General features: G+C 67.2%; 23 protein-coding genes, 1 tRNA gene and 3 pseudogenes. 17 read left to right on the plus strand and 10 right to left on the minus strand.

Annotation, left to right across the window (positions count from 1 at the left end; translation table 11 throughout):
- Positions 1-414: 414 nt before the first annotated feature.
- From J9315_RS02755 to J9315_RS02765, 3 genes are all read left to right on the plus strand, one after another.
- Positions 415-972, plus strand: coding sequence for a hypothetical protein (locus J9315_RS02755; protein WP_249121001.1), 558 nt, complete (start codon positions 415-417; stop codon positions 970-972).
- The gene (locus J9315_RS02760; RefSeq protein WP_211978743.1) at positions 972-1,904 is read left to right on the plus strand and encodes a hypothetical protein; all 933 of its coding nucleotides are present in this window, start codon (positions 972-974) and stop codon (positions 1,902-1,904) included. Before J9315_RS02755 ends, J9315_RS02760 begins: the two co-directional genes overlap by 1 nt.
- 573 nt (positions 1,905-2,477) lie before the next feature.
- Positions 2,478-2,735, plus strand: a complete 258-nt coding sequence (locus J9315_RS02765; protein WP_211978744.1) for a helix-turn-helix domain-containing protein — start codon at positions 2,478-2,480, stop codon at positions 2,733-2,735.
- Positions 2,736-2,796: 61 nt separating this feature from the next.
- On the opposite strand, the gene J9315_RS02770 is transcribed toward J9315_RS02765, so the two are convergent.
- The 6 genes and pseudogenes from J9315_RS02770 to J9315_RS02795 form a co-directional block, all read right to left on the minus strand.
- A complete protein-coding gene (locus J9315_RS02770; RefSeq protein ID WP_211978745.1) occupies positions 2,797-3,210 on the minus strand; it encodes a recombinase family protein in 414 nt (137 codons plus the stop codon).
- A complete protein-coding gene (locus J9315_RS02775) occupies positions 3,207-3,620 on the minus strand; it encodes a hypothetical protein (RefSeq protein ID WP_211978746.1) in 414 nt (137 codons plus the stop codon). The genes J9315_RS02770 and J9315_RS02775 overlap by 4 nt, the downstream gene beginning before the upstream one ends.
- Positions 3,621-3,974: 354 nt before the next feature.
- Positions 3,975-5,357, minus strand: a complete 1,383-nt coding sequence (locus tag J9315_RS02780) for an MFS transporter (protein ID WP_249121002.1) — start codon at positions 5,355-5,357, stop codon at positions 3,975-3,977.
- Between the two features lie 375 nt (positions 5,358-5,732).
- Positions 5,733-6,920, minus strand: a complete 1,188-nt coding sequence (locus J9315_RS02785) for a sigma-70 family RNA polymerase sigma factor (RefSeq protein WP_211978747.1) — start codon at positions 6,918-6,920, stop codon at positions 5,733-5,735.
- A 9-nt stretch (positions 6,921-6,929) separates the two neighbouring features.
- Positions 6,930-7,280: a YciI family protein gene (locus tag J9315_RS02790; RefSeq protein ID WP_211978748.1), complete on the minus strand. Its 351-nt coding sequence runs from the start codon at positions 7,278-7,280 to the stop codon at positions 6,930-6,932.
- A gap of 198 nt (positions 7,281-7,478) precedes the next feature.
- Positions 7,479-8,840, minus strand: a pseudogene (locus J9315_RS02795) (conjugal transfer protein); the annotation flags it as partial.
- Here J9315_RS02795 and J9315_RS02800 point away from each other — a divergent pair.
- The 5 genes and pseudogenes from J9315_RS02800 to J9315_RS17400 form a co-directional block, all read left to right on the plus strand.
- A pseudogene (locus J9315_RS02800) lies at positions 8,838-10,094 on the plus strand (TraM recognition domain-containing protein); the annotation flags it as partial. The pseudogenes J9315_RS02795 and J9315_RS02800 overlap by 3 nt on opposite strands.
- A 79-nt stretch (positions 10,095-10,173) precedes the next feature.
- On the plus strand, positions 10,174-10,653 hold the full coding sequence (locus J9315_RS02805) for a single-stranded DNA-binding protein (protein WP_211978749.1): 480 nt from the start codon (positions 10,174-10,176) through the stop codon (positions 10,651-10,653).
- 15 nt (positions 10,654-10,668) lie between these two features.
- Positions 10,669-11,259: a hypothetical protein gene (locus tag J9315_RS02810; RefSeq protein ID WP_211978750.1), complete on the plus strand. Its 591-nt coding sequence runs from the start codon at positions 10,669-10,671 to the stop codon at positions 11,257-11,259.
- Positions 11,256-11,480, plus strand: coding sequence for a hypothetical protein (locus J9315_RS02815; RefSeq protein ID WP_211978751.1), 225 nt, complete (start codon positions 11,256-11,258; stop codon positions 11,478-11,480). Before J9315_RS02810 ends, J9315_RS02815 begins: the two co-directional genes overlap by 4 nt.
- A gap of 289 nt (positions 11,481-11,769) precedes the next feature.
- Positions 11,770-12,798, plus strand: a pseudogene (locus tag J9315_RS17400) (recombinase family protein); the annotation flags it as partial.
- Between the two features lie 351 nt (positions 12,799-13,149).
- Here J9315_RS17400 and J9315_RS17405 read toward each other — a convergent pair.
- The 3 genes from J9315_RS17405 to J9315_RS02830 form a co-directional block, all read right to left on the minus strand.
- The gene (locus J9315_RS17405; protein ID WP_249121003.1) at positions 13,150-13,314 is read right to left on the minus strand and encodes a hypothetical protein; all 165 of its coding nucleotides are present in this window, start codon (positions 13,312-13,314) and stop codon (positions 13,150-13,152) included.
- A gap of 34 nt (positions 13,315-13,348) precedes the next feature.
- A tRNA-Lys gene (locus J9315_RS02825) sits at positions 13,349-13,424 on the minus strand.
- A gap of 182 nt (positions 13,425-13,606) precedes the next feature.
- Positions 13,607-14,560, minus strand: coding sequence for a hypothetical protein (locus J9315_RS02830; protein WP_249121004.1), 954 nt, complete (start codon positions 14,558-14,560; stop codon positions 13,607-13,609).
- Between the two features lie 343 nt (positions 14,561-14,903).
- Here J9315_RS02830 and J9315_RS02835 point away from each other — a divergent pair, with 343 nt between their 5' ends.
- The 9 genes from J9315_RS02835 (at position 14,904) to J9315_RS02875 (ending at position 23,584) form a co-directional block, all read left to right on the plus strand.
- Entirely contained in the window at positions 14,904-15,953 is a 1,050-nt protein-coding gene (locus tag J9315_RS02835) for a DctP family TRAP transporter solute-binding subunit (RefSeq protein ID WP_211978752.1), read from the plus strand.
- On the plus strand, positions 15,953-16,612 hold the full coding sequence (locus J9315_RS02840; RefSeq protein ID WP_211978753.1) for a TRAP transporter small permease: 660 nt from the start codon (positions 15,953-15,955) through the stop codon (positions 16,610-16,612). The genes J9315_RS02835 and J9315_RS02840 overlap by 1 nt, the downstream gene beginning before the upstream one ends.
- A 1-nt stretch (position 16,613) precedes the next feature.
- Positions 16,614-17,897 (plus strand): TRAP transporter large permease, encoded by a 1,284-nt coding sequence (locus tag J9315_RS02845; protein WP_211978754.1) that lies wholly within the window; start codon positions 16,614-16,616, stop codon positions 17,895-17,897.
- A 78-nt stretch (positions 17,898-17,975) separates the two neighbouring features.
- On the plus strand, positions 17,976-19,136 hold the full coding sequence (locus J9315_RS02850; protein WP_211978755.1) for a fumarylacetoacetate hydrolase family protein: 1,161 nt from the start codon (positions 17,976-17,978) through the stop codon (positions 19,134-19,136).
- Between the two features lie 59 nt (positions 19,137-19,195).
- Positions 19,196-19,948 (plus strand): GntR family transcriptional regulator, encoded by a 753-nt coding sequence (locus J9315_RS02855; protein WP_211978756.1) that lies wholly within the window; start codon positions 19,196-19,198, stop codon positions 19,946-19,948.
- Complete coding sequence (locus J9315_RS02860; protein ID WP_211978757.1) at positions 19,945-20,967, plus strand: Ldh family oxidoreductase; 1,023 nt, start codon at positions 19,945-19,947, stop codon at positions 20,965-20,967. The genes J9315_RS02855 and J9315_RS02860 overlap by 4 nt, the downstream gene beginning before the upstream one ends.
- 44 nt (positions 20,968-21,011) lie before the next feature.
- A complete protein-coding gene (locus J9315_RS02865) occupies positions 21,012-21,599 on the plus strand; it encodes a hypothetical protein (RefSeq protein ID WP_232623704.1) in 588 nt (195 codons plus the stop codon).
- Between the two features lie 347 nt (positions 21,600-21,946).
- Positions 21,947-22,567, plus strand: coding sequence for a DUF47 family protein (locus tag J9315_RS02870; RefSeq protein WP_137825730.1), 621 nt, complete (start codon positions 21,947-21,949; stop codon positions 22,565-22,567).
- A 3-nt stretch (positions 22,568-22,570) separates the two neighbouring features.
- Entirely contained in the window at positions 22,571-23,584 is a 1,014-nt protein-coding gene (locus J9315_RS02875) for an inorganic phosphate transporter (protein WP_211978758.1), read from the plus strand.
- Positions 23,585-23,910: 326 nt separating this feature from the next.
- Here the strand turns inward: J9315_RS02875 and J9315_RS02880 are convergent, their stop codons facing one another.
- Positions 23,911-24,054, minus strand: a complete 144-nt coding sequence (locus J9315_RS02880; protein ID WP_198499656.1) for a hypothetical protein — start codon at positions 24,052-24,054, stop codon at positions 23,911-23,913.
- Positions 24,055-24,307 lie beyond the last annotated feature (253 nt).

Consider the following 24,307-nt stretch of genomic DNA (forward strand, 5'->3'; position numbering starts at 1 on the left):
GCGCACAGACTCGGCGGTGACCATCGACCAGGCGTCCGAAGCCCGACCAGATCGCGCTTCACCGCCTGACGTTCTCGGGCGTTCCAGGAGAAGGGGCAGAGTTTCAATTAATCAACGCAGACATAGCTATCGTTGGTGGAGGCGCGGCTGCCGTCTCCTTGCTGAAAGAACTAGGAGCTCGTCCAGAGTTCCGGGGCGCAGTGTGCACGGTATCGTTGAACCAATTGGGATACTCTCCAGCGTTCACGGCCCCGCTTTCCGCGTTGACCAATACCCCTGTTCACGCCAACAGCTTGACCCACCGAGAACCTCGAGAATTTCGAGATTTCCTCGCTTCACAAGGCTGGCCGTGCGACCTCCACGATTTCGTTCCGCGATGGCTTGTTGCCGGATACATCAAGGAGACAGCTCGAAATGCTTCCCGTCAGTTTGAAGGTCGATACATTCAATTCTCGGTTTATATCAGCCATGCCTTTGGAAAACGCCAGAAAGCTGCAACACGCTTCAGCGGAAGGTCGACTCACTGTGAAATCGCTCGCTGAACTCGATGAGTCGTCGACCACCTACTCCAGCGTTCTTGCAGCGCAAGGGTTTGATCCTCCGTTGGTTCCCCAGTGGATTAACGAAACCACAGAAAAAATCCTGCGTCCGGACGAGTTCGCGAAACGATTGGGATCCACGTACTCCCCTTCCAAGACTCTTGTCAAGGTCTTTCTGAGATCACTCAAACCGGGGCACTTGAGGGCGATTCCGGGCCTCCGTCTGATGCGTCGCCTACCGCATTTCCACAGCGTGGCATGGATGCCGCCGGTGGGTCAGAAACTCCGGGACATGACGCTGACCACCGGCTACATGGGCATCGCTTTCTTCGTCGGAGAGAGCCGTGCCGAGGTTATACAATCGGTTGAGGCAATACACGATCTCGAAGACCGAGGACTGTTCTTCGACGTGGCCGACTGCAAAGTCGGGTGATGCGCTTGCGCTTGATCATTCTCGGCGCCATTTTTCAAGGCACTGCGAACGCGCTCGTTGGACTAACCGTTCGGCCCAGCGCAATCTTCTTGTTCCTGGGCTGTGCCTTTCTCATCGCCTCGGTTGTCGGGGCGCTGCTCAGAGCCAGCGATAGAGCTCCTGCGAGTCCCATTCGATTGGTCGATTGTCTATGGCTGAATGTCGCTACCGCTGTCACTTTCGGGGCGTTCTATCTCGCTCTGATCTGGATCCCTGCCTCACTGGCCGCAGGAGCCGAGGCTGCGGCAGCGCCACTTGCTGCTCTGAGCATCAACGCTTTCAGGACGGGTAGGGTCCGATACCGACTCTGGATAATGGCTATTGTGGTCTTCGTCGTCTCGATCGCGTTCGGTTGGTCCCAGAACGTTGCAGGTGCGACATCATCGGGCATCGGCACAGTCGTTGGAATGGCGTTGGGCATTCTTGCCGGATTGGGTCTAGCCGTGCTTGCAACCCTCTCTCGACGCCTTGCCGAAACCGGCGTGAGCGCTTCATCCATCCTCGCAGTGCGTTATCACGCCACTTACGTCCTGGCGTTCATCTGCGCGGCTGTCAATTGGCAGCACTACCCTTCCCCCGCAGAGGTCGGATCGTTACTGCTGTGGTTCGGTCCGCTCGGATTTGCCGCAATTGCGCTTCCGCTGGTCCTCATTCAAGCAGGGATGATGAAAACGTCTCCCGTGCTCACATCCGTCATCATGGCAGCAGCCCCAGGATTCAGCTTCATTACAGAATCCATTATCAATCCTGCGACCACCACGCTGACGTCGATTCTGCTCCTCGTCGGGCTCGTCCTCGCTGTAGTGTGCTTTGGGCTCGTCGAGGCATATTCCTCCAAGACAAGAGTCCACCGACTATCCAAAGAGCCAAATCCTACGTACAACCTGGACTAGGGTGTGCCTGAAAAATGCTGTAGCCAAGCGGTGGCGGGAGCCGCCTCCTCGGAGAGGCCCTGATATGCTCTGCTGCTGCAGTGCACCGAAGCGCTCCACGGCCCCGTTATCACCGCCAGCACCACCTCGCCCAACGATCCCAAAAAGGTGATTCCTGGGATTGGACACTGAACATGCTTCCAGAGCATGTTCGACCCTGTCTTGGTCTACTGGTTACCGGGCAAGGGGCCTATCCTGTACACACATTTTGACCATTAACCCACCATTGACCCACGTCCTCAACTGGAACCAGAACAGCGACAAGGCCCGAACCCTTGCCAACGATACTGTTGGCAAGGGTTCGAGCCTTGTGACACGGTGGAGCTGTCCAGGTGCTTCTCAAACCCCCGCAGGCCGGTTCGTTCGTTGATTCGGCGTGTTCTCAGGGGTTCGGGGCGTCCTGCATCGCGTCCGTCATCCAAGCCTATCGAGGATGCGCGGGGGCCGGTGACGAGAAAATCGCCAGTGACTCAAACTCGTTTGAGTGCCTGTGATCGCGCTGACCTGCTGGATCGGTACGCGAGGGGTGAGCGGGTGAAGGACTTGGCGGAGCGGTTCGGGGTGCATCGCGGAACGGTGCGGGCGCTGGCTGCGCGTGCTGGGCTGCCGCCTCGGAAGGCGTCGGAGCATCCGCGGCAGGTGCGTGAGGAGGCGGTGGAGTTGTACGCGAACGGTCTGTCGCTGTTGAAGGTGGGTCGGCGGCTCGGGATCAGCGACGACGCGGTGCGTGATGCCGTGGTCGCTGCTGGCGGCACGATCCGTCCGCGCGGACGGCATGCCCCGGTTCGCTGACAAAGAAGTAGGTCGTGCCTGCCTCGGGTGAGACAGGCACGACCTACGAACAAGGCGGGGGTCAGTCCTCGTCGATGTTGTAGTCCGGCTCCTCGTCGAGGGCGTATTCCACCTCTTCGTCGATCTCGGCGTAGGCGAGCATGACGCCCAGGATGGACTCGCCCTGCGGGTAGCTGCCGTTCCCTTCGGCGACATGAATCTCGGTGTCGGCCTGCTGGAGGCGCTGCGTGATGTTGAGGTGGTCGGTCGGGATGCGGCCGAGGCGGGCGAGGTCGGTGATGACGATCGCGGAGGTCTCGCCTCGTTCGGCAGCGTCGAGCACGGCGCGGAGCCCGGCGTCGGGGTGGCCGATGTCGGTGAACGTGTGCGTGATCGTCAGGCCGTGCTCGTCTGCGTAGCGGCGGCAGGCGGCCGCTTGCCGCCTCAGCCCGCGCGGGTTGCCTGTCGCGCTGCGGCGGTAGACCAGGGCGTTCATGATGCACCTCCCGCCGGCACGAGACGCGGCTTGCGAGCCTCGTCCGGGGCCTGTGAGTCGTGAGCGATTCTACGGCGCTGCCCGTGCTCGCGGAGGCGGGCGCGAGCGAGGCGGACGAGGCTGATGGGGCCGAGCCAGAGCATCTTCAAAGCGTTCCACGCGCACAGGAGCACGATGAGGTGGAGCCAGCCGGGCCCGCCGTGCTCGATGCGGTCGGTGAGGATCAGGATGATCGCGAAGTAGGGCGCGGCGAGCAGCATCGCGGGCACGCCCCATTTGAGTCCGCGGCGGGTCATGACGGCGTCGCGGATGCGGTTCGTCGGGAAGAGCCGGCGGGCCGGTTCCAGGTTCTGGGCGGTGTTCTCGCTGCGGCGCCAGCGGCGACGGATGCGGTCGCGGGTGGTGAACATCGGGGTCTCCTTCACACGGTTCGAACGGGTCGAGAAGCGGCGTGTGGTGAGGCCCGGTGCGGGCGGTTCCGAGGAACCCGAACTGTTTGGGAGATTCCGCTTCACCCCTGATTTTACGCCGGACCTGCCGGAAACGGAACCGCCTGGGCGGCGTGCGGGGCGCACCTGCTCGATGGTGACCTGGCGGAAGGATCGAGCATGGTGTCGTTGGCCGAGTACGTGTCGGATGAGCGCACTGCCCGCGCGGTGCTGTCGGTCGTCGCCGCGGATGCGCCGCACGCGGCGAGCCGCCTGGTGCATGATGCAGCGTGGCAACCGAAGCGACGACATCGAACGTCCGGCCGAACTCGTGCGTCATTCGGAGACGGCAACTCGTCGGGCAACGAAGGCTGCGACACACAGGCCGATGATCGCAAGCCCACTACTCAGTAGATAGGGCGATACTCCGTGGACGATCGAGGCAAACCCCAGACCGACGTAGACCGTGACGCCAGCAGACCCGCCAAGCTGGTCTGCGGCCCGCTGCACGCCAGAAGCGACTCCGGCATCGTCGTCGGTTACTCCGGTGACTGCCGCGTACTGCAATCCGACGAGTCCGAATCCCATGCCTGCGGCGATGAAGAGCATCGCCGGGATCAATACCCAAGCGGGGGCATCGAGTTGCGCGGCGACAGCGATCACGATCATGCCTGCCCCCGCGAAGCCGAGACCCGCGATGATGCAGGAGCGTGCTCCCCAGCGCCCCATCAGCCGGGGCACGACGGTCACCGCGACGATCAGCGCCACAGCAAGCGGGAGAAGCAGTAGTCCGGCTTCCAGCGGGGAAAGGCCGAGTTCATCCTGAAGATAGAACGTGAACAGTAGGAATGAGGTTGAGAGCGCGGCACTCAGCAACGCGGTCGCGAGATTCGCTCGCACCCGAGTCCGATTGCGGAAGAAGACCGGAGGAATCAGCGGGTTCGGTGCTCGCCGCTCTACGTTGACGAACAGAATGGCCGCCACGAGTGCCCCCGCTAGGGCGGCGAGTGGCAGCCAAGACATTCCTTCTCCGGCCTCCACAATCCCGAAGGCGAACAGTAACGGTGCGCTTGTCAACAGAATCGACCCGAGGATATCCAACGGTGCGCACTCCTGTTCTCGGTCGCGTGGCAACAGGATCACCGTGGCGATCAGCACGAACAGGATGAACGGGACAGCGATGAGGAAGACCCATCGCCAACCGAGATGCTCGGTGATGATTCCCGAGAGCACGAATCCCAAGACGAGACCGCAGCTTGCAACTGCCGCCCAGACGCTCAACGCTCGGGTACGAGCCTTTCCCTCGGGAAATAACAGGACGATGGTTGCCATTGCAGCTGGTAGGGCGAGGGCTTCGCCTACTCCTTGGAACAGCCTGGCTGCAACAAGCACCGTGAAGGTTTCCGCGAAGCCTGCCATCATCGAGGCTGCTCCGAAGATCGCGGTGCCGATCAGGAGAAGGCGGCGGCGACCGAAGACGTCCCCCAAGCGGCCACCGAGCATGAGTAGGCCACCGCCGGTGATGGTGTATCCGACGACAACCCACGTCAGGCCGCGCGGATCAACGCCAAGATCGTCGCCGATTGATGGCAGCGCCACGTTGACGACAGTGACATCAACGGCGATGAAAAATTGCAGGACCGATAGGCACACGAGTGCTGCCCAGGATCGCGCGGTCGAGATTTGTTCAGGGCGTGATGATGAGGTGCGAAAAGACACAGAGAACTCCGTTGCTCGAATGAAGAATCGGGCGACGAGATGTGTCGCACCGAACCGACCATCAAGCGGCGGAACGTGAGATCTAAGAAGGTGAAGAGGACGTTCCGCCGCTAGCGGAGCGTCTTCGTCACAGCGGCAGCGGCCGCAGCAGAAGCACCTGACATGACTCCTAGCCTACCCGATGACGTCCGGCTGTCAGAGCCGCCGCACACCATGCCCGCAGAGAGGCCAACGCGGCAGACTGAGAACCGCAGAACCTAGCCGATCAAGACCGGTACTACTTTTGCGTCCCTACGGGGTTCTCAGCTTTGGGCACTTCCGATGCTCGCGTTATCCGACACGGCGTCAGCCCATCGATGACGGTACAGATGAGCCTTATGCGAGTTCGTCTGCGCGTCGGAGGAGGTGAGCCCGTTCTGCGTCGTTCTCTGCGATGTTCGCGGCGCGTTGGAATGCTACCTGGGCGTTGGCCGTGTCGCCGAGTCTGGCGAGAAGATCGGCGCGCACCGCGAGTACGTAGTGGTCATCTGATTCAGGGTCGATCTGGTCGAGGGCTGCTTCGGCGTTCTCGGCATGGGAAAGCGCGACAAGGCGCGCTGTGTGCACCGCAGTGGTCGGCACCATGGGCAGGAGCATGTCGTACAGAGCGAGAATCTGCCGCCAGTCGGTGTCCTCGTCTTGCACGGCGTCGCAGTGCACGGCTTGGATCGCGGCCTGCAACTGGTATTGGCCGGGCTTGTTTGCGGCGAGGCACTCGCGCACGAGGGCCTGTCCCTCGGCGATCATGTCGCGGTCCCACAACTGTCGGTTCTGTTCAGGTAGCGGGATCAGGCTGCCATTGTCCGCGATGCGGGCCGGGCGGCGGGCCTGGAGGAGCACGAGCAGCGCCAGCAGACCCTTGGCTTCGTGCGCGCCTTTCGAGTGGGCGAGCACTAGTCTCGCGAGACGGACTCCCTCCTGGCTGAGGTCGAAGCGGCTGAGCGGCCCTGACGTGGTGACGTAGCCCTCGTTGTAGATCGCATAGATCACGGCAAGCACGACGCCGAGCCGGTCATGGATGTGTCCAGGCTCTGGCAAGCCGATCTGGGCGTCTTTGATCTTCCGCTTCGCCCGTGTGAGCCGCTGCGCGATCGTCGCCTCTGTGGAGCCGAACGCCCGCGCGATCTCTGCCGCCGTGAGTCCGCCGACGTAGCGCAGCGTCAGTGCGACCTGTGTCTCCGGCGACAGGCTCGGATGCGCGCACAGCAGGATCATACGCAGCTCGTCGTCACCGGTGTCCTCTGGCTCGACAACGGGGCGGGGGGCGAGTTGCGGCGCGAATCGCTGTTCCGTCTGCGTGCGTCGGATGCGGTCGATCGCGCGACGGCGTGCCGTCGTGACGATCCATGCCTGCGGGTTCGGCGGCACGCCCTGGGCAGGCCAGGTGTCGGCGGCTGCGGTGAACGCGTCCTGCACCGCGTCTTCGGCGGCGTCGAGGTCGCCGATACTGCGCATCAGGATCGCGACGGTGCGGCCGTACTCCGAGCGAAATGCCCGGTGTACGGCCGCCAGCGCGTCATTCATCGGCGATCCTCAGCCGCCGAAGCTCGGAGCGGGGCGAACCTCGATCTTCAGGCCCGTTGCCTCGGACACCTTGCCAGCCCACGCGGTCGCGGCGTCGAGGTCGGTGACGTCGATGATCGTGAAGCCGCCGATGTACTCCTTGAGCTCGGCGAACGGCCCGTCGGCCAGGGTGACCGTACCGTCCTGGCTGGACACGACCGTCGCCGTCGATGGGTCGGCCAGGGGCATCGAGAACACCCAGACACCGGCGGCCTGCATCTCCTGGGTGACCGCGGTGACGTTCTTGATGACCTGCTGGAACTGCTCGGGCTCAAGCGTCCGGCCGGCGGGGGTGATGTTGCTCAGCATGTACTGGGTCATGATCTTCTCCTCGATAGCGGCATGGCCCTGATGCCATGCTCACTCTCTATACGTTCGAGACCGGCCACACTCGACATCCTCCCAAGAAAAACCCTGCGGGTACGTGAAGGAGACTGAGAACCCCTGAGATAAGCCGACCAAGACCGCGCTACTTTTGCTGGCCTACGGGTACCGGCCGCAGCCTGTGACCGTCTGCGGTTACAACGTGCGGCCCTGCCGCGTCTCGACGATGTGCTCGGGTTCGTTCCGGCGAGCCGCGTCCGTCCGGTTGGCGAGCTGCTGCGCCCGGCGAAGGGCAGCGTCGGCGCGGGCGGCGTCGAGCTTCTGCGCATCCGATGCCGCATCGGGGCCGAGCGGGGTGTCGTCGGTGATCTGGTACCGGTCGCGATAGGCGGCCACCACCCGGCCGGCCTGCCGCCACCGCTGCGCCGCCCGTGCATCCGCGGGCTTGCTCCCGAGCGCGGCCGTCCACGGTTCTCGCTCGTTCAGGTCGCGGTCGAGGACCGCGGATGCGCGATGTTCGATCAGCTCTTCGCGTTCGGTGAGGGCGTGGTGCATCTCGGGGTCGGTGACGCCGGAGGCATACGGGATGAGCCCCGCGATCAGCCGCGGCGACCGGCGGGTGCGCCCGGACCCGGCAGGGCGGGCAGTAGCGCGGGCGAGGCGGTGGTGCAGGACCGAGGCGATGTCATCGGCATCGGCGAAGCCCCGCGCCGCCACGAGCCGCGGGAACAACTCATCGAGGTCGTGATGGTTGGCCTCGGCCCGGCGCAGCTCGGCAGACAGGGCACTGTAGGCGTCAGAGCCCAGCACGAGATCGACCTGCCCCTCGGTGAGGCCGGACGCGGTGAGGAGGGTGGCCCAGCGGTCGTGCTGGCCGGCTTGGGCGATGGTCTCGTACTCCGCCGCCAACTGCGCGATGGACCCCCAGCGCTCGTGTTCGGCGGTGATGGTCTCGTGCGCGGACAGTTCGGCGCCGACGTGCTGGAGTACCTCGTACAGGACGCTGCGGGCGGTGGCGTCGGGGTTGTCGGAGGGGTGCGGGGCGACGTGCGCGTCGTCGGTGGTGTCGGTGGCGACGTAGGCGTGGTTCCCGTGCCGGCCGCGGGTCATCGCGACGTAGAAGTTCTCCCGCGTCGTCGTCGCCGTCACGACCGTGTGCGCGGTATCGACCGTGATCCCTTGGGCGCGGTGCCCGGTGATCGCGTACCCCAGCTCGACCTGTTCAGCCACATACGCGGCGGGCAGTACCAGTGACCCGCCGAAGCGTCGCCCGGCGGGGCGGACGGTGATCGACCCATCGCTAGATACGGCGGTGATGGTCCACCGGTCGCCGTTGCGCACCCAGTTCTTGCCGTTCTTCGACCGCAGGCGCCGGTCGTTCTCCCGTGTGATGACCCGGTCACCCTTGGATGCCTGGGTGCCGTCGTGCAGGGTGACTTCTCGGCTGGGGGTGATGGTGCCGTCGAGGATGAGGTCGGCGCGGGCACGCTCGTTCAGCTGGGTGACGGTGTCGCGGGTTTCGGCGACGAGGATCGACGCCCGCCCCGCCTGCACGTCGGCCCGCCCCGCTCCGGCAAAGGCCTGCACCTGATCATCCCGGCGATCCTCGACGCCCCCGGCGCCGTCGTCACCACCAGCACCCGTCCCGATAACGTCACCGCGTGCCTGCGCGCCCGCAAACGCATCGGCCCCGTCGCAGTGTTCGACCCCCAGCACCTCGCCGAGGGTCTGCCGGCGGGGATGCGATGGTCACCGATCCGGGGCTGCGAGTCCCCGCAGACCGCGATGATCCGCGCCGCCGGCCTCGCCTCCGCCACGGGCCTGTCCGCGGGCGGGGTCGAAGGCGGAGACTTCTGGGAAGGCAAAACCAAAGCCGCGCTGCAGGCCCTGCTGCACGCCGCCGCCCTCGACCGGCGCAGCCCGTCCGAGCTGTTCCGGTGGACCCTCGACCCCACCAGCGCGGCGGACGCGGTCGCGATCCTCACCAACCACCCCGACGCGGCAACCGGGTGGGCGGACTCGCTCGCCTCGATGATCGACGCCGACCCGCGCACCAGGGATTCCATCTGGCAAGGCGTCAGCCTCTCGCTTGCGGCGCTGGCCGATCCGCGGGTGCTCGATGCGGTCTCACCCGCCGAGGGTGAGGAGTTCGACCCCGAGGCGTTCATCCGCGATCGCGGCACCCTGTTCCTGCTCGCCACCGGCGCCGGGGCCGGCAACAGTGCCGCCCTCGTCGCGGCACTGGTCGAAGACCTCGTGGAGACCGCGCGCCGCATGGCCGCCCGCTCCAGCGGCGCGAGACTCGATCCGCCGCTGTTGTTGTGCCTGGATGAGATCGGGAACCTCGCGCCTCTGCCCAGCCTGCCGACCCTGATGGCCGAGGGCGGCGGCACCGGCATCACCACCCTCGCCGTGCTCCAGTCCCTCGCGCAGGCGCGGGACAAGTGGAACGAGCACCAGGCCGGCGCGATCTGGGATGCGTCCATCGTGAAGATCATCCTCGGCGGAGCCTCCAACAGCCGCGACCTCCAGGACCTCTCCACGCTGATCGGGGAACGCGACGAGCTCACCGACACCACCACCGTCGGCGACTACGGCTCCCGCTCCAACCAACGATCCGTGCGGCGGGTCGCGATCCTGCCGCCCGATCACATCCGACGCCTCCCGTTCGGCACCGCCGTGACCCTGCTGCGCTCGGCACCGCCGATCATCACCGACCTGCGCGCCTGGCCCGACCGCCCCGACGGCACGCAGCTCCAGGCGGATCGGGCCGAGGTCGAACAGCTCCTGCACGACGCCCACCAGCAGTAACCCGGCCGGGTGGTCGGGTGCACCTGCCTGATGCGGCGGCCCGCTCGTGGGTCGTCGGCTTCGAGCAAGGAGGACTGTGATGTCTGAGGAGCAGCGGCCTGGTCTGGATGCCCGGGCCAGCATCTACGGCAGGGTCGAGTCGAACCCGTCGCTGACGCATTCGGAGAACGGCACCCCGCGCCTGTACTTCAAGGTGCGGCAGGACCACTACCGGTACAACGGCGGCGACTCGTACACGCGGCTCGCGTCGACCTACCACGACGTGATCGCCTTCGACGGTGCGGCCACGCACGGCTACGAGCAGCTCGCGAAGAACGACTGGGTGATCGCGCAGGGCCGTATCCGGGAGAACACGAACCCGAACACCGGCGTCACCGAGGAGCAGTTCATCGCGAACCGGCTCGGCCACGACCTGGCCCGCACCACCTATGAGGTCGACCGCACGCCCCAGCCGACGGCCGAGCGCCGCGGACCGGAGCGTGAGGCCGAGCGCACCACCGGGTTCGAGGCGCCCGAGCCCGAGCCGGTCGACCGCGACGCGCACGCCCGGACGATGTGAACGGGGGTGGCCATCATGGACGACGAGACGACTGAGGCCCCGTCCACGCCGGAGGTGCCGGACGGGTGGGAAGACGACGCCTACGACGACCCGGCGGGGCCGGGAGGCGATGAGCCAGGGCCGGTGCGGCCGGTGAACTGGAACCTGCTGACCGCGCACGAGCTGGAGCAGGAATGGCTGGCGCTGAACAGGTGGGTCGACTGGCTACGGCACACCTACGCGCTGCCGGCGTCGGTGATCCCGCCGTTGTGGCACCGGCACCCGGAGCTGCGGTGGGAGCTGTCCGCGTTGCATCTGCACTGGCTCGCCGCGTACGACCCGGAACAGGACGCCTCGGCCGCGATCGGGTGGCATCGCGACTTCGCCGCCGCCCGGCAGCGGCTACGTGACTGGGTCGCCGCCTCCGGCACTCGCCTGGATCGCGACCGGCCCTCCCGGCAGACGGTCTGGCCGGGCGAACCGGCGGCCCCGCCGATCGAGGACATCCCGATCACGAACCGGCGCGAGGACTTCGTGGCCTTCGTGCTGGCCGACGTGGCGAAACGGCAGGCCGCTGAAGACGCGTTCTTCGCCCGCCTCGACGACCTGGAAGGAGACCCGTCATGACCCGCCGCCGCGACGTGGGCCCGGAGCGCATCCGCAGCTACCGGATCGAGGCCGAGCCGCGGCCCGAGCCCGACCTGCACCAGCTCGCCCGCCTGTTCATCGGCATGGCCCAAGCCCGCGCCCGCGACGCCCACACCACCGACACCGCGGCCGCGGCCGAGCAGCCTCCGGCCCCGCGACTGGGCGCCGCCTCCCGTGACGGGAATGAGGCCGCGAGGTAGAATGCTTGTACGTCGCCAGCGGCGGATCGGGAACGGTTCGCCGTGGTGCACCGTCTCGTTGTAGCCGTGTTCTCGGCCCCACCCGGTCTCCGGGTCTCGTTTGTTTCCTACGTGTTGCACCGCATGAGCGGATACGACCCGCTCGTGTTGGCCCCGAACCGGGGAAGGAAACACGAGACCCGTGAACACCACACCAACACCCACCACGCGCCCGGCTGAGGAATGCACGGCGCCGCCCGCGTCCATCCCGTTCGATCTCGACCAGATCGGCGAGACCACGACCCTCGCCGTGTCCTACCTGCGGGTGTCGACCAAGGAGCAGGCCTCCAAAGGCGGCCGGGATGAGGGGTTCTCCATCCCGGCGCAGCGGGAGGCGAACCTGCGCAAGGCCGAGACGCTGAACGCGGTCGTGATCGAAGAGTTCGTCGATGCTGGAGAGTCCGCCCGCAAGGCCGACCGGCCCGCGCTGATGGCGCTGATCGAGTACGTCAAGACCCACCCGGTGGCGTACTGCATCGTCCACAAGGTCGACCGCCTCGCCCGCAACCGCGCCGATGACGTCGCCATCCACCTCGCGTTGAAGGAAGCGGGCGTGCTGCTGGTGTCCGCGACGGAGAACATCGACGAGACCCCGTCCGGGATGCTGCTGCACGGCATCATGTCCACGATCGCCGAGTTCTACTCCCGCAACCTCGCCCACGAGGTCTCCAAGGGCATGACGCAGAAGGCGACCACCGGCGGCACGAACGGCAAAGCCCCCATCGGCTACCTCAACACCACCCGCCGTGACGAGCTCGGACGCGAGGTGCGCACCATCGAGGTCGACCCCAAGCGCGGCCCGCTCATCAAGTGGGCGTTCGAGGCCTACGCCACCGGCACCTACTCGACCGCGACCCTGCGGGAAGAGCTGATCGACCGGGGCCTGACCACGGTGCCGACGCCGAAGCGGCCCGAGAAGGCACCGGGCCTGTCGAGCATCCAGCAGATGCTGGCGAACCCGTACTACAAGGGCAACGTCGTGTTTAAAGGCGCCACCTACGACGGCCTCCACGAACCTCTCGTCGCCCCGGAGGTCTGGTACCGGGTGCAGACCGTGCTCGACGCGCACCGGGTGTCGGGGGAGAAGACTCAGGCCCACGACCACTATCTGAAGGGCACCGTGTTCTGCGGTACCTGCGGGTCCAGGTTGATCTTGTCGAATGCGAAGAGCAGCACCGGGGTGATCTACCCGTACTTCCTGTGCTCGGGTCGACACTCCAAGCGCACCGCCTGCGATCGCAAGGCCATGTACGTGCCCGACATCGAGGCCGCCGTGGAGGACTACTACCGGATGGTCGAGATCCCCGAACACGTCCTCGGCCCGCTGCGCACGCTGATCCATGCCGAGTTCGACCGGCTCTACGCCACCGCCAAGACGGAGCGCAAGGCACAGATCGCCGAACGCGACCGCCTCCAGGACGAGCGGACGAAGCTGCTGCAAGCCCACTACGCCGGCGCCGTGCCCCTGGACCTGCTCAAGAGCGAGCAGGACCGGATCGCCAGGCAGGTCGCGTTCCTCGACTCGCGGATCGAAGCATCCAGCGTCGAGTACGAACAGGCCCGCGCCCACCTCGACGACTGCCTCGCCCTCGCCGGTGACGCCCACGCGATCTACATGAGCGTGGACGACTCACTGCGCCGGATCGCGAACCAAGCGTTCTTCGAACGCCTCACCGTCGCCGACGACAACGGCATCGACGGGGAACCGGGCACGCCGTTCAACATCCTGTTCGACCAGGACGTGCAGGCCACCGCACTGGCGGCGCAGGCCGCTGGCGGAGTCCAGGCGGCTCAAACGGGAAATGTCGCTCGTTTGAACGACGAACTTCTGGTGGGCCCCGTGGGGATCGAACCCACGACCCGCGGATTAAAAGTCCGCTGCTCTACCAACTGAGCTAGAGGCCCGGCCTCCGTCGGATCGGCATGGGTGTACGCCCAGAGCGACGATCGGAGACTCCCCAATACTAGGGCCAGCGCACGCGATTCCTCAAACGCGAACGGGTGCCTCGCGACGTTCGCGAGACACCCGTTGCGCTCATCCGGCCATCCCTGAGTCGGTGGCCGGGCCCTAGCGTTGGAGACGCAGGTCAGCGTCCGATCTGCTTCGAGGATCCGTCTCCACTCGACGACCCCGCGGAGTTGACCGAATCCGCGTCGTACTTCGACGCGTCGACGCCGACACCGCTGCCGTCGTCGACGACCTCGCCGTCGACATCCTTGTCCTTCTTCCGGCCCAGCGACGTCAGGGCCTTGATCGTCCCGAGCAGCCTGTTGTCCTTCTTCTGGTCGACGAACTGCGGATCGGTCTCCAGCGGGAACACCGTCGGGGCGGCACCGAAGGCCGTCTTCGACTCGTTCGCGACCTTCCGCGCCATCTGCGCGTTGACGACGCCGCCGATGACCGCGCCGATGCCGAAGGGCAGCAGGCGTCCGAAGAACGAACCGCCCGCCCGTGCTGCGAACTTCTGGATGAAGGTCTTGCGCAGCTTCCGCAGCAGCATGTCGACGACGGGCGCCGGCAGCTGCTTCGTCACCGTTGCACCCCAGTCGCCGAGGAGGGCCTCAGGTCCCACGGACTTCTTCCCGAACCGCTGGACGAGGTTCTTCCCGTCCTTGCCGAGCATGAGGCCGAGGACGAGGGCGTTCGCCCGCGCCGGATCATTGACCGGCAGACCGTGGATCTCCGCGATCGACTGCGCGAAGAGCGCCGTCAGCTCGAGGAACCCGGCGGTCTCCGCGGTCGCGAAGCCCACCGCGGCCATCGTGCCGATGCCAGGCACCGCTGCCGTCGCGCCGACGGCAGCGCCGCCGGTCGTCGTCAGCGCGAGGTAGTGCTTGCGGATGATCTCGACGAGCTCCTCGGGAGTGGCATCCGGGTGCCGCCGACGCAGCGACCGCACGTAGGCCAGGGCCACCGGGCGCTGCACGGAGAGCAGCTTCGAGAGCACCGACTGCGTGCGCGGATTGATGGTTCCGTCCTCGTTGACCGCGAGCTTGGCCGCTTTGTCGAGGCCCTTCTGAACCATCGATGACTTCGCCACGGGAGTTCCTCCTCGTTCACTGTCGATACAAGTCGTCTTCACAAGATGTCTGATCAGACCGCCTGCTGCGGTGTCAGACCCTGATTCATTTTAGTAGGGGACACTGTGATTTTCGTAGGAGATTCGCCCGGAGATTCATGGGCGATTCTTCCCGTCACTGTTGCCCACGACACATCCTATGTATAGGATTCGTAGAAAAGCTATACATTCCAACGCGCGCCGGCACCAGCACCACCGGCAGCTCACAGCATCACACTCAGCAGTGCCCCCGAGCAGTGTCTCAACCATCAGCCATCACAGTGTCGTGAGGATCCCAACGGCGGGATTCGTCTGAGGAGAACACATGAAGAAGCGCCTCGCCACCGCGATAACGGCCGCAGCCGCCGTGTTCGCCCTCTCCGGCTGCGCCATGTTCCAACCCGTCGAATTCGACCGCGCCGCGACCGACGCCGTCGACCCGAACGCGACGACCCTGCGCTTCGGCAACGTCTACGAAGCCACCCACCCGGTCAACTCCTGCGGCCTCGAGCCGATGAAGGAGGAACTCGCCGACCAGGGCTTCAACGTCCTCATCTACCCCGCCGCCCAGATCGGCAGCGAAGCCGAGATGGTCGAGCAGGTCGCCACTGGTGCCCTCGACTTCGTCAACAGCGGGCCCTCGTTCCTCGGCGCGTGGCACCCGGAGGCCGCCGTCCTCGACGGCGCCTATCTCGCCGAGGATGCCGCCGAGCTCCAAGCGGCGACGACGGGGCCGATCATGACCGGCGTCTTCGACGACATGGCCGCCGAGACCGACCTGCGGGTCGTCAGCAACTTCTACTACGGGGCCCGCCAGGTCACGGCGAACACCCCGGTGCGCACGCCTGAGGACCTCAACGGTCTGAAGATCCGCACCCCCGACGCCCCGCTCTACCTCACGACGCTCGACATCATGGGGGCGACTGCGACCCCGATGGCGCTCAGCGAGGTCTACCTCGGCCTCCAGCAGAACACGATCGACGCGCAGGAGAACCCGATCCCGACGATCGCCTCGGCGAAGTTCTACGAGGTCCAGGACTACATCAGCATCACCGAGCACATCGTCCAAGGCGTCTACCTCGTCGGCAACCAGCGCCTCCTCGACAGCATGGAGCCGGAGAAGCGGCGGATCCTCACCGAGGCGATCGACGCCGCCCGCGTCCGCGTCGAGGAGTGCACGGTCACCCAGGAGCGGGAGATCCTCGCCGACTGGAAGGAGAGCGGGGAGATCGAGGTCGTCGAGGACGTCGACATCCAGGCCTTCCGCGACCTCGTCGCCGCGGAGCTGCCGACCCGGGTGAGCTGGGGCGACACCTACCTCGCGGTGAAGAAATCCCTCGAAGACGCGCGCTCGCAAGAAGGGGAGGAGAACTGATGAACCCGACGACCCCGAATCCCGAGCCCAATTCCGAGACTCCCGACCCGACCAGCCCCGACCCGACCGACCCGCAGTCTCCCGGCACCGACAACATCGCCGACGCCGAGGCGACCCTGGCCTTCGAGCAGGACTCCTTCGAACGCCGCAGCGGCCTCTACCGGGCGGCGATCACGCTCGAGCGCACGATCGGCATCCTCCTCATGGTCGGCGTCTTCGCCCTCGTCATGCTCCAGGTCATCACCCGCTACGTCTTCGATTCGCCGCTGTCGTGGACCGAGGAGGTCGCCCGCCTCACCCTCGTGTGGCTGACCTTCATCGCCGCCGCCTTCGTCTCCTCCCGGCGCTCCCACATCACCGTCGATCTCATCGCCACCGTCGTCCCCGCCTCCGTCGGCCGGGTCATCGGCACCTTCGCCCGCCTCGTCGTCCTCGCCGTCTCCGCATTCATGGCGGTCTCCGGGATCATGATGGTCGACATCGTCTCAGCGATCGCGATGCCCGCCTCGGGACTGCCCACCGCGCTGCTCTACCTCGCCGCCACGATCGGCTTCATCCTCATCTTCGTCCACACGGTCATCGAGATCATCATGGTCGCCAAGCACCCGGAGGAGAACCCCGACACCGTTGACACCACCGCCCAGCTGGAAGGCCTGTGACATGACCCTCATCCCCATGCTCGCCGCCCTCCTCCTGCTCCTCGCCCTGCGCGTGCCCGTCGGCATCGCCCTCCTCGTGCCCTCGCTCGTCTACATCATCACCGACCCCTCCTCGAGTCCCGCCCTCGCCGTCCAACAGGCGACCTCCGGGGTCTTCGACTTCGCCATCCTCGCGGTGCCGATGTTCATCCTGCTCGGCAACCTCGCGAACATCTCCGGGGCCACCGACCGCCTCTACGACGCCGCCGTCGCCGCGATCGGCCACGTCCGCGGGTCGCTCGGCTACGTCAACATCCTCACGAGCTTCGGCTTCTCCTGGGTCTCCGGAGCCGCGATCTCCGACGCCGCCGCAATGGGCCGCATCCAGGTGCCGGCGATGATCCGCCGCGGCTACCCCGTCGGCTTCTCCCTCGGCGTCACCGGCGCCTCCTCCCTCATCGCCCCGATGATGCCGCCGTCGATCCCGGCGATCATCTACGCCGTCACCGCCGGCGTGTCCGTCGGCGCGCTCTTCATGGCCGGCATCGTCCCCGCCGTCCTCCTCGTCCTCACGCTGAGCGCCATGGTCTGGGTCCTCACCCGCAAGCGCAACGACCTCCGCCTGCCCAAGGCATCCCGCGCCGACCGCGTGAAGTCCGGCCTGCGCGCCCTGCCGCCGGTCGGAGCCGCCGTCGTCATCCTCGGCGGCATCCTCTCCGGCATCTTCACCCCCACCGAGGCGAGTGCCGTGGGCGTGGCCTACATCGCCGTCCTCGCGATCGTCTACGGCAACTTCACATGGGAGAAGGTCCGCCACGCCCTCGTCACCGCCGTCGAGACGACCGGCGGCATCCTCATCATCGTCGCCGGCGCAGCCCTCTTCGGCTGGGTCCTCGCCCGCGAACAGGCACCGCAGCTCGCCGCCGAGGTGCTCCTGTCGATCACCGACCGCCCCATCGTCTTCCTCATCCTCGTCAACCTCCTGCTCCTCATCATCGGCTGCGTCCTCGAACCCACCTCGGCGATCCTCATCCTCGTCCCGGTCCTCCTCCCCGTCGCCGAGGTGTTCGGCCTCAGCCCCGTCCACTTCGGCATCATGATCATCTTCAACCTCCTCATCGGACTGCTCACCCCACCGGTCGGCCTCGTCCTCTTCGTCCTGTCCTCGGTGACGAAGTACCCGGTGACGACGGTGATCAGGGGAACGATGCCGTTCTTCATCCCGATGCTCATCACCCTCATCCTCATCTCCGTCGTCCCGTTCCTCAGCCTGTGGCTGCCGAGCCTCCTCGGCTACGCCGTCTGACCGTCCACCCCGCCAGAGAGGTTCCCGTCCCGTGTCACTTCCCATCGTCGTCTCCGCTCGCCGAGGAGGTCGTCCGTCGTGAGTCTCCGTGACCTCCTTCCCGCCGAGGCGACCGGCACCTTCCTCGGTCGCGTGTCCGCTCCCGGACGCCCGGCTCCCGTTCCCGTCCTCGTCACCGGCGACGAGGTCCGTGACGCCTCACGCATCGACGTCACGGTCGCCGGGATCCTCGACCACCCGGAGGCGGCCGACCGGCTCGCCGCACTGACCTCCCATCCGGCCGACTGGTCGACGACCGACATCATCACTCCCGCCGAGGCGGTCGCCGGGGACGCTGACCGCCCCGTCCTCCTCGCCCCGATCGATCTCCAGGTCATCAAGGCCTGCGGGGTGACCTTCGCCGGTTCGATGATCGAACGCCTCATCGAGGAGCGCTGCGACGGCGACCCGACCCGCGCCGAGGCGGTGCGGGACGAACTCGCCGCGGCCGTCACCGCCGACCTCGCCGCGATCCGCCCGGGCTCGCCCGAGGCCGCCCGGCTGAAGGCCGCGCTCGTCGCGAAGGGCTGGTGGTCGCAGTACCTCGAGGTCGGTCTCGGCCCCGACCCCGAGGTGTTCACGAAGGGTCCCGTGCTCTCGGCCGTCGGCTCCGGTGACACCGTCGGGATCCCCGCCTTCTCCGCGTGGTCGAATCCCGAACCCGAACTCGTCCTCGTCGCCGACTCCCACGGCCGGGTCCACGGGGTGACGATGGGCAACGACGTCAACCTACGCGACGTCGAGGGCCGCAGCGCGCTGCTGCTCGGCATGGCCAAGGACAACAACCGCTCGACCGCGCTCGGCCCGCTCATCCGCCTCTTCGACGCGACCTTCGACCTCGATGACGCGCGCCGCCTCGACCTCACCCTCACCGTCACCGGCGACGACGGATACACGCTGTCGGGCATCAACTCCGTGAGTGCGCTCAGCCGCTCCTTCGAGGAGCTCCTCGCCGCCGCCCACGGACCCCACCACCAGTACCCCGACGGGTTCGTCCTCTTCACCGGCACCCTCTTCGCCCCGACCGCGGACCGCGGGGAGGACGGGCTGGGATTCACCCACCGCCTCGGCGATGTCGTGACGATCACCAGCGATCGCCTGGGCTGCCTGACGAACGTCGTCGGACGGTGCGAGGAGCTTCCCACCTGGGATTACGGCATTCGCTCCCTCCTTCGTGACCTCGCCTCGGGACAGCGATAGTGTCGGTGATGACAGGAGCGGGGACGGATGTCGCCAGCGCGTCGGGGAAGGATGTCGAGATGACCGGACGGGACACGGCCGCGGAATCCACCGTCTACGCGAGGATCAGATCGATGATCCTCGACGGCACCGTGCCGCCCGGTGAGCGGATCACGATCGACCGCATGGCCCGTGAGCTCGGAGTGTCCCAGACGCCGGTGCGCGAGGCGATGCAGCGCCTCGAGGGCGACCGGCTCGTGCGCACCCGGCACCCGCGCGGGTACGCGACGACCCCGCTGCTCAGCCGCCGCGACCTCGAGATGATGATCGAGATGCGGCTGCTCCTCGAACCGTGGGCCGCGAAGGTCGTCGCCGCGGACCGAGGATCGAACCCGGGGCGCGCCCTGTGCGAGGAGATCAGCGATTTCCGCGAGGGCTTCGGTGCCGCCGACTGGAAGCAGGAGCTCTCGCAGCATGACACGCGCTTCCACACCCGCATCCTCGAGGCGACCGGCAACAGCTTCCTCCTCGACGCGTATCGGCAGATGCACCCGCACCTCCACCTCTTCCGGCTCTTCCCCGGCGATCCGCACGGCACGGACACGGTCACCGAACATGCCGAGATCGCCCAGGCCATCGCCGACTGCGACCCGCAGGCGGCGGAGGAGGCGATGCGCACCCACATCCTCCGCGCGCTCGAACGCTTCTCCGCGAGCACCGCAGACGCGTCCCCCGGACGGGAGTCTGCGGACGCAGCGCCCGGACGGGAGTCCGCGGACGCGCGCTCCCACGTCCTCGGGGCCGGGGCCTGTCAACCGGACGGCGGCTCATGAGATTCCGTGTCGACTCCCTCACCGCCTTCGCCGCCTCCGCCCTGAGCGCCTGCGAGGTGCCCGGCGCCGACGCCGCGCTGACCGCCCGCTCGCTCGTCCAGGCCGATCAGCGCGGCATCCACTCCCACGGACTGCTGCGCCTCCCGCTCTACGTCAGCGCGCTCACCGCCGGAGGGATCGCGGCGCAGCCCCAGGTCTCCTTCGTCCGGGACAACGGCGCCTCCGCCGTCCTGAACGGAGGCAGCGGCCTCGGCCAGGTCGTCATGCAGACCGCCGTCGACTGGACCCTCGAACGGGCCCCGGATCACGGGGTGAGCTGCGTGGCCGTGGAGAACTCGAGCCACTACGGGGCCGGCGCGTTCTGGACCGACCAGCTCGCGGCACGGGGCATCTTCAGCCTGCTCACCTCGACGACCGGCCCGACCGCGGCCGTCCACGGCGGGAGCGCGAAGGTCATCGGGACGAACCCGCTCACCCTGGCCGCCCCGACCGCCGACGGCGAGCCGCTCACCGTCGACATGGCCACCTCGGCGGGAGCCTTCGGCAAGGTCATCGCCGCCCGCAATGCCGGACGCGACATCCCCGCCGGCTGGGCCGTCGACGCCGAGGGACGTCCGACGACGGACCCGTCCGCCGCCGCCGAAGGCGCGCTCGTGCCCTTCGGCGGCCACAAGGGGTCAGGACTCGCGGTGCTGCTCGAGGCGCTGAGCGGAGCGCTGACCGGAGCGACGTTCGCCCACGAGACGCAGGACATCTGGGACAACCCCGCCTCGGCGATGAACAACGGCCATCTCCTCATCGCGCTCGACGCCGCGGCGTTCAACGGGCGTGAGACCGCCGAGGCGAAGGTGAGCGCCCTCGGCGCCGCCATCCGGGACTCCGGCACCGACGTGCGCCTGCCCGGCGAGATCGAACACGAGACCGAAGCAGCTCAGGCCGAGAGCGTCGACCTCGACGATTCCACCGCCGCGGCGCTCACCGCGCTCGCCGACCAACTCGGCCTCACCCGACCGCAGTGACGCCCCTACCCGTGCCCAGCCGCGGCGACTAGACTGCACGCACGATGAATGAACGCCCGTATCACCGCCCCGTGCCCCTCGCCGATCTCGACGCCGTGAGCGACCCGAGCGACCCGGTCACCCGCTCGGAGACCTCGCATGCCACCGCCGCGCTCCTCCTCGGCGACTGCCGCGGCAACCGCGACGAAGCCGCGACGAGGCGGTTCATCGACCTCGCCGACGACATCGGCCTCGAAGTCATCGCCGAGATGTGGTCCGCGGCCCCCGCGGTCTCAGCCCCCGGCGCGCTGTGGCGCCTCTACGCCCTGCGGGAGTGGATCGTCACCGCACCCCGCGAGGTCGCCGACCTCTTCGACCTCGGCCTGCGCCGCACCACCGAGGGCATCGGCCTCACGGAGATCCTCGCCGGAGTCGAGGTGCCCGCCGGACCCGACGAGGTGGCCCGCGCGATCGACGAGATCCTCGCCGGCGCCTTCCGCGGCGACGTCGTCATCGCCCTCCTGCGGGCGGGCGCCTTCGTCGGCATCTGCGCCGCCGGCGCGAACGACCCGGACACCCGCACCCGCCTGCAGCAGCTGTCGAAGGACCTCGGCGACGCGGGCATGGCCCGCCGCCACGGCGGACTCGAATGACGCCCGAGGTCAGGGGCATACGGGACTGAGGCGTCGCCTCGGCGGGGGAGTTCCGGTTCCCGCATTGATGCGCGCGCGAAATCCCGAGATCAGCGGTCCGGGACTGTGAGATTTTTCAACGTCGTCCGGGCATTCGCGGGGTAGACGCACGGCGAGGAAGCGGTATCGTGGGAAGCGGCCCTCGGGCCAACCGGACGTTGGATCGTTGAAGCCCCGGGCTCCAACCTCAGCCGCTTCGAGCGGCCTATCGCCGAGAGGCGCTCTCGGTTCAGCGTCCGGGTCATAACTTCACCACAGAGCATTGGCGCGACATGCACACCGTCCGGCGGCGGGGCAGGAGGAATCGCATGCGGCTGCGACGGGTACCGCAGGACACCGTGTTCTACGAGCGGATGGCCGATCTCGTCGGACAGATGCGGCAGTGCAATCTCGTCCTCGCCGAACTCTCCGGCTCCGATGTCGGACAGCGTCGTGAAGTCGCCGACCAGCTCAGGGAGATCGGCGATCGTGCCGATGAGGACATGGGTGCGGTGCTGCGGGCGCTGCGCGAGAACTACATCACCCCGTTCGACCGCTACGATCTCTACCTCCTGTGCCATCACATGCGCGAGATCTGCCATCTCCTCCACGGGGCCGGATTCGTCCTCGCCTCGGAGGCCTTCGACACTCTGCCCTCGGGCGTGCTCGAGACCCTGGCCGTCCTGTCGAACCAGACCGACCACACCTCGCGGATGGTGTCGAAGCTGCCGGGCAAACTCGACCAGTGGGACTACGTCGACGCGATCAACCGGCTCACCCACCAGGTCGAGACCCTCCAGTGGCGGATGTCCGACGCCGTGCCGAACTCGAAGCGCGGCCTCACCTACATGGCCGCCGTGTCCCAGCTCGGGCAGGCATTCGTCCGCGCCGCCCACGGCTTCACCGAACTCGGCAAGGTCGTCGCCTCGATCGCGATCAAGGAATCCTGATCCGTGGAGCTGCTCTTGGCGGGAGTCATCGTCGCCGCGGTGATCTTCGCCGGGTCCAACGGGTTCCATGATGCGGCGCTGACGATCGGCAACGCCGTCGTCGGACGCGCGCTCAGCCCGAAATGGGCACTCGGACTCGCGGTCGTCTTCAACTTCATCGGCGCCCTCCTCGGTGAGGGCATCGCCATCGTCGTCGCCAACCAGATCGTCCAGTTCGCCGGTGCCGCCGACGCCATCCTCCTGTGCATCCTCATCGCCTTCGTCTCCGCGACGGCCTGGAGTCTCTTCACCTATTGGCTCGCCCTGCCGGTGTCGTCGACGCACTGCCTCATCGGCGGACTCATCGGCGCCGGCATCGTCCTCGGGTTCGCCCTCGACATGCGCGAGGCCTTCGACTCCGTCGTGCTCCCGCTGCTCCTCTCACCGCTCCTCGGCTTCCTCCTCGCCTGGGCGCTCACCCTGCTGCTGTCGAAGATCTTCGCCTCGACCCCGTCGAAGCCGCTCTTCCGCAGCGCCCGGATGGTCGACTCGGTGCTCACCTGCTCGCTCTCGCTCGTCCACGGCGTGCAGGACGCGCAGAAGACGGCGGCCCTCGTCATGGTCGCCATCGTCGCCGTCCAGACCGCGCCGGGGGAGAGGGTCGACGTCATCGACATCACCTGGCCGGTGCGCATCATCATTGCGCTCGCGCTGGCGCTCGGCACCGGCCTGAGCGGGTGGCGGGTCGTGCGCACGCTCTCGGTGCGGATGGCGAAGCTCGACCCGGTCAAGTCCGTCGCCGCCGACGGTGCCGCCGCCGTGCTCATGTACATCGCGGCCCTCATCATGCGGGTGCCGGTGTCGCTGACCTTCGTGCTCGGCTCGGCGATCCTCGGCACGCAGTACGCGGGCCGGAAGGGGCATCCGCGCGCCCGCTACTTCGTCCCGATGTTCGGGGTATGGCTGCTGACGATTCCCGCCGCGGCGCTGCTCGCGATCGTCATCGGACTCATCGTCAAGGTCTCCATCGGGACGTGACGGCATCCGTCGGGGCGTGACGGTTTTCGTCTGAATGTCAGGGTTTCGGCCGAGACGTTACGGTTTTCACCTGAACGTCAGGGTCTCCGCCGGGGCGTGGCGGTTTTCATCTGAACGTTAGGGTTTCGGCAGGGACGTGAGGGTTTGGGGTCCGCAACACGCGGCTGACGGAGTACCGCCAGCCGCACTGTTGGGGATGGACTGCCGGGTATCCCGCCGATCTCAGCGGCTGCGATGACAGCCGCTGAGGCCGGTGGGCCGGCGAGGGGAAGGTGTGGCCGACAGAGCCGCAGCCGATCCACCCGTCGACGGCGACCCTGCCGGAATCAGTGGGGCGTCGCGGTCCGCCGCCCGAGCACGAGCGCGGAGACGGCCACCGTCGCAGCGAGGACGGCAGCGGCTCCGAGGACGCCGCCGACGAGCTCGATGAGGATACGCGTCGGGCGGTTGAGTGCAGGAGCCGCGGTCATGGTGTTCCCTCCGGTGGCGGGCGATGGTGTCAGGGGTTCGGAGCCGTCCCCGATCCGGATGGGCCGATTTGGGAGGAAACCCTGTCGGGTGCGGGGGGCTGCTGTGTGGGGCGGCTCGAGGGAAGCCGATGGACGCACTGGGGATGCCGTGCCGGACACCCTCGACGGAAGCCGTGCCGGACGCCTTGGGGCGACGTCAGGTCCGACGTCCGAGGCCGACGTCTGGTCCGACTTCTGGTCCGACGTCCGGGCC

The sequence above is a fragment of the Brevibacterium sp. W7.2 genome (assembly GCF_018137945.1).
Lineage (GTDB): Bacteria > Actinomycetota > Actinomycetes > Actinomycetales > Brevibacteriaceae > Brevibacterium > Brevibacterium sanguinis.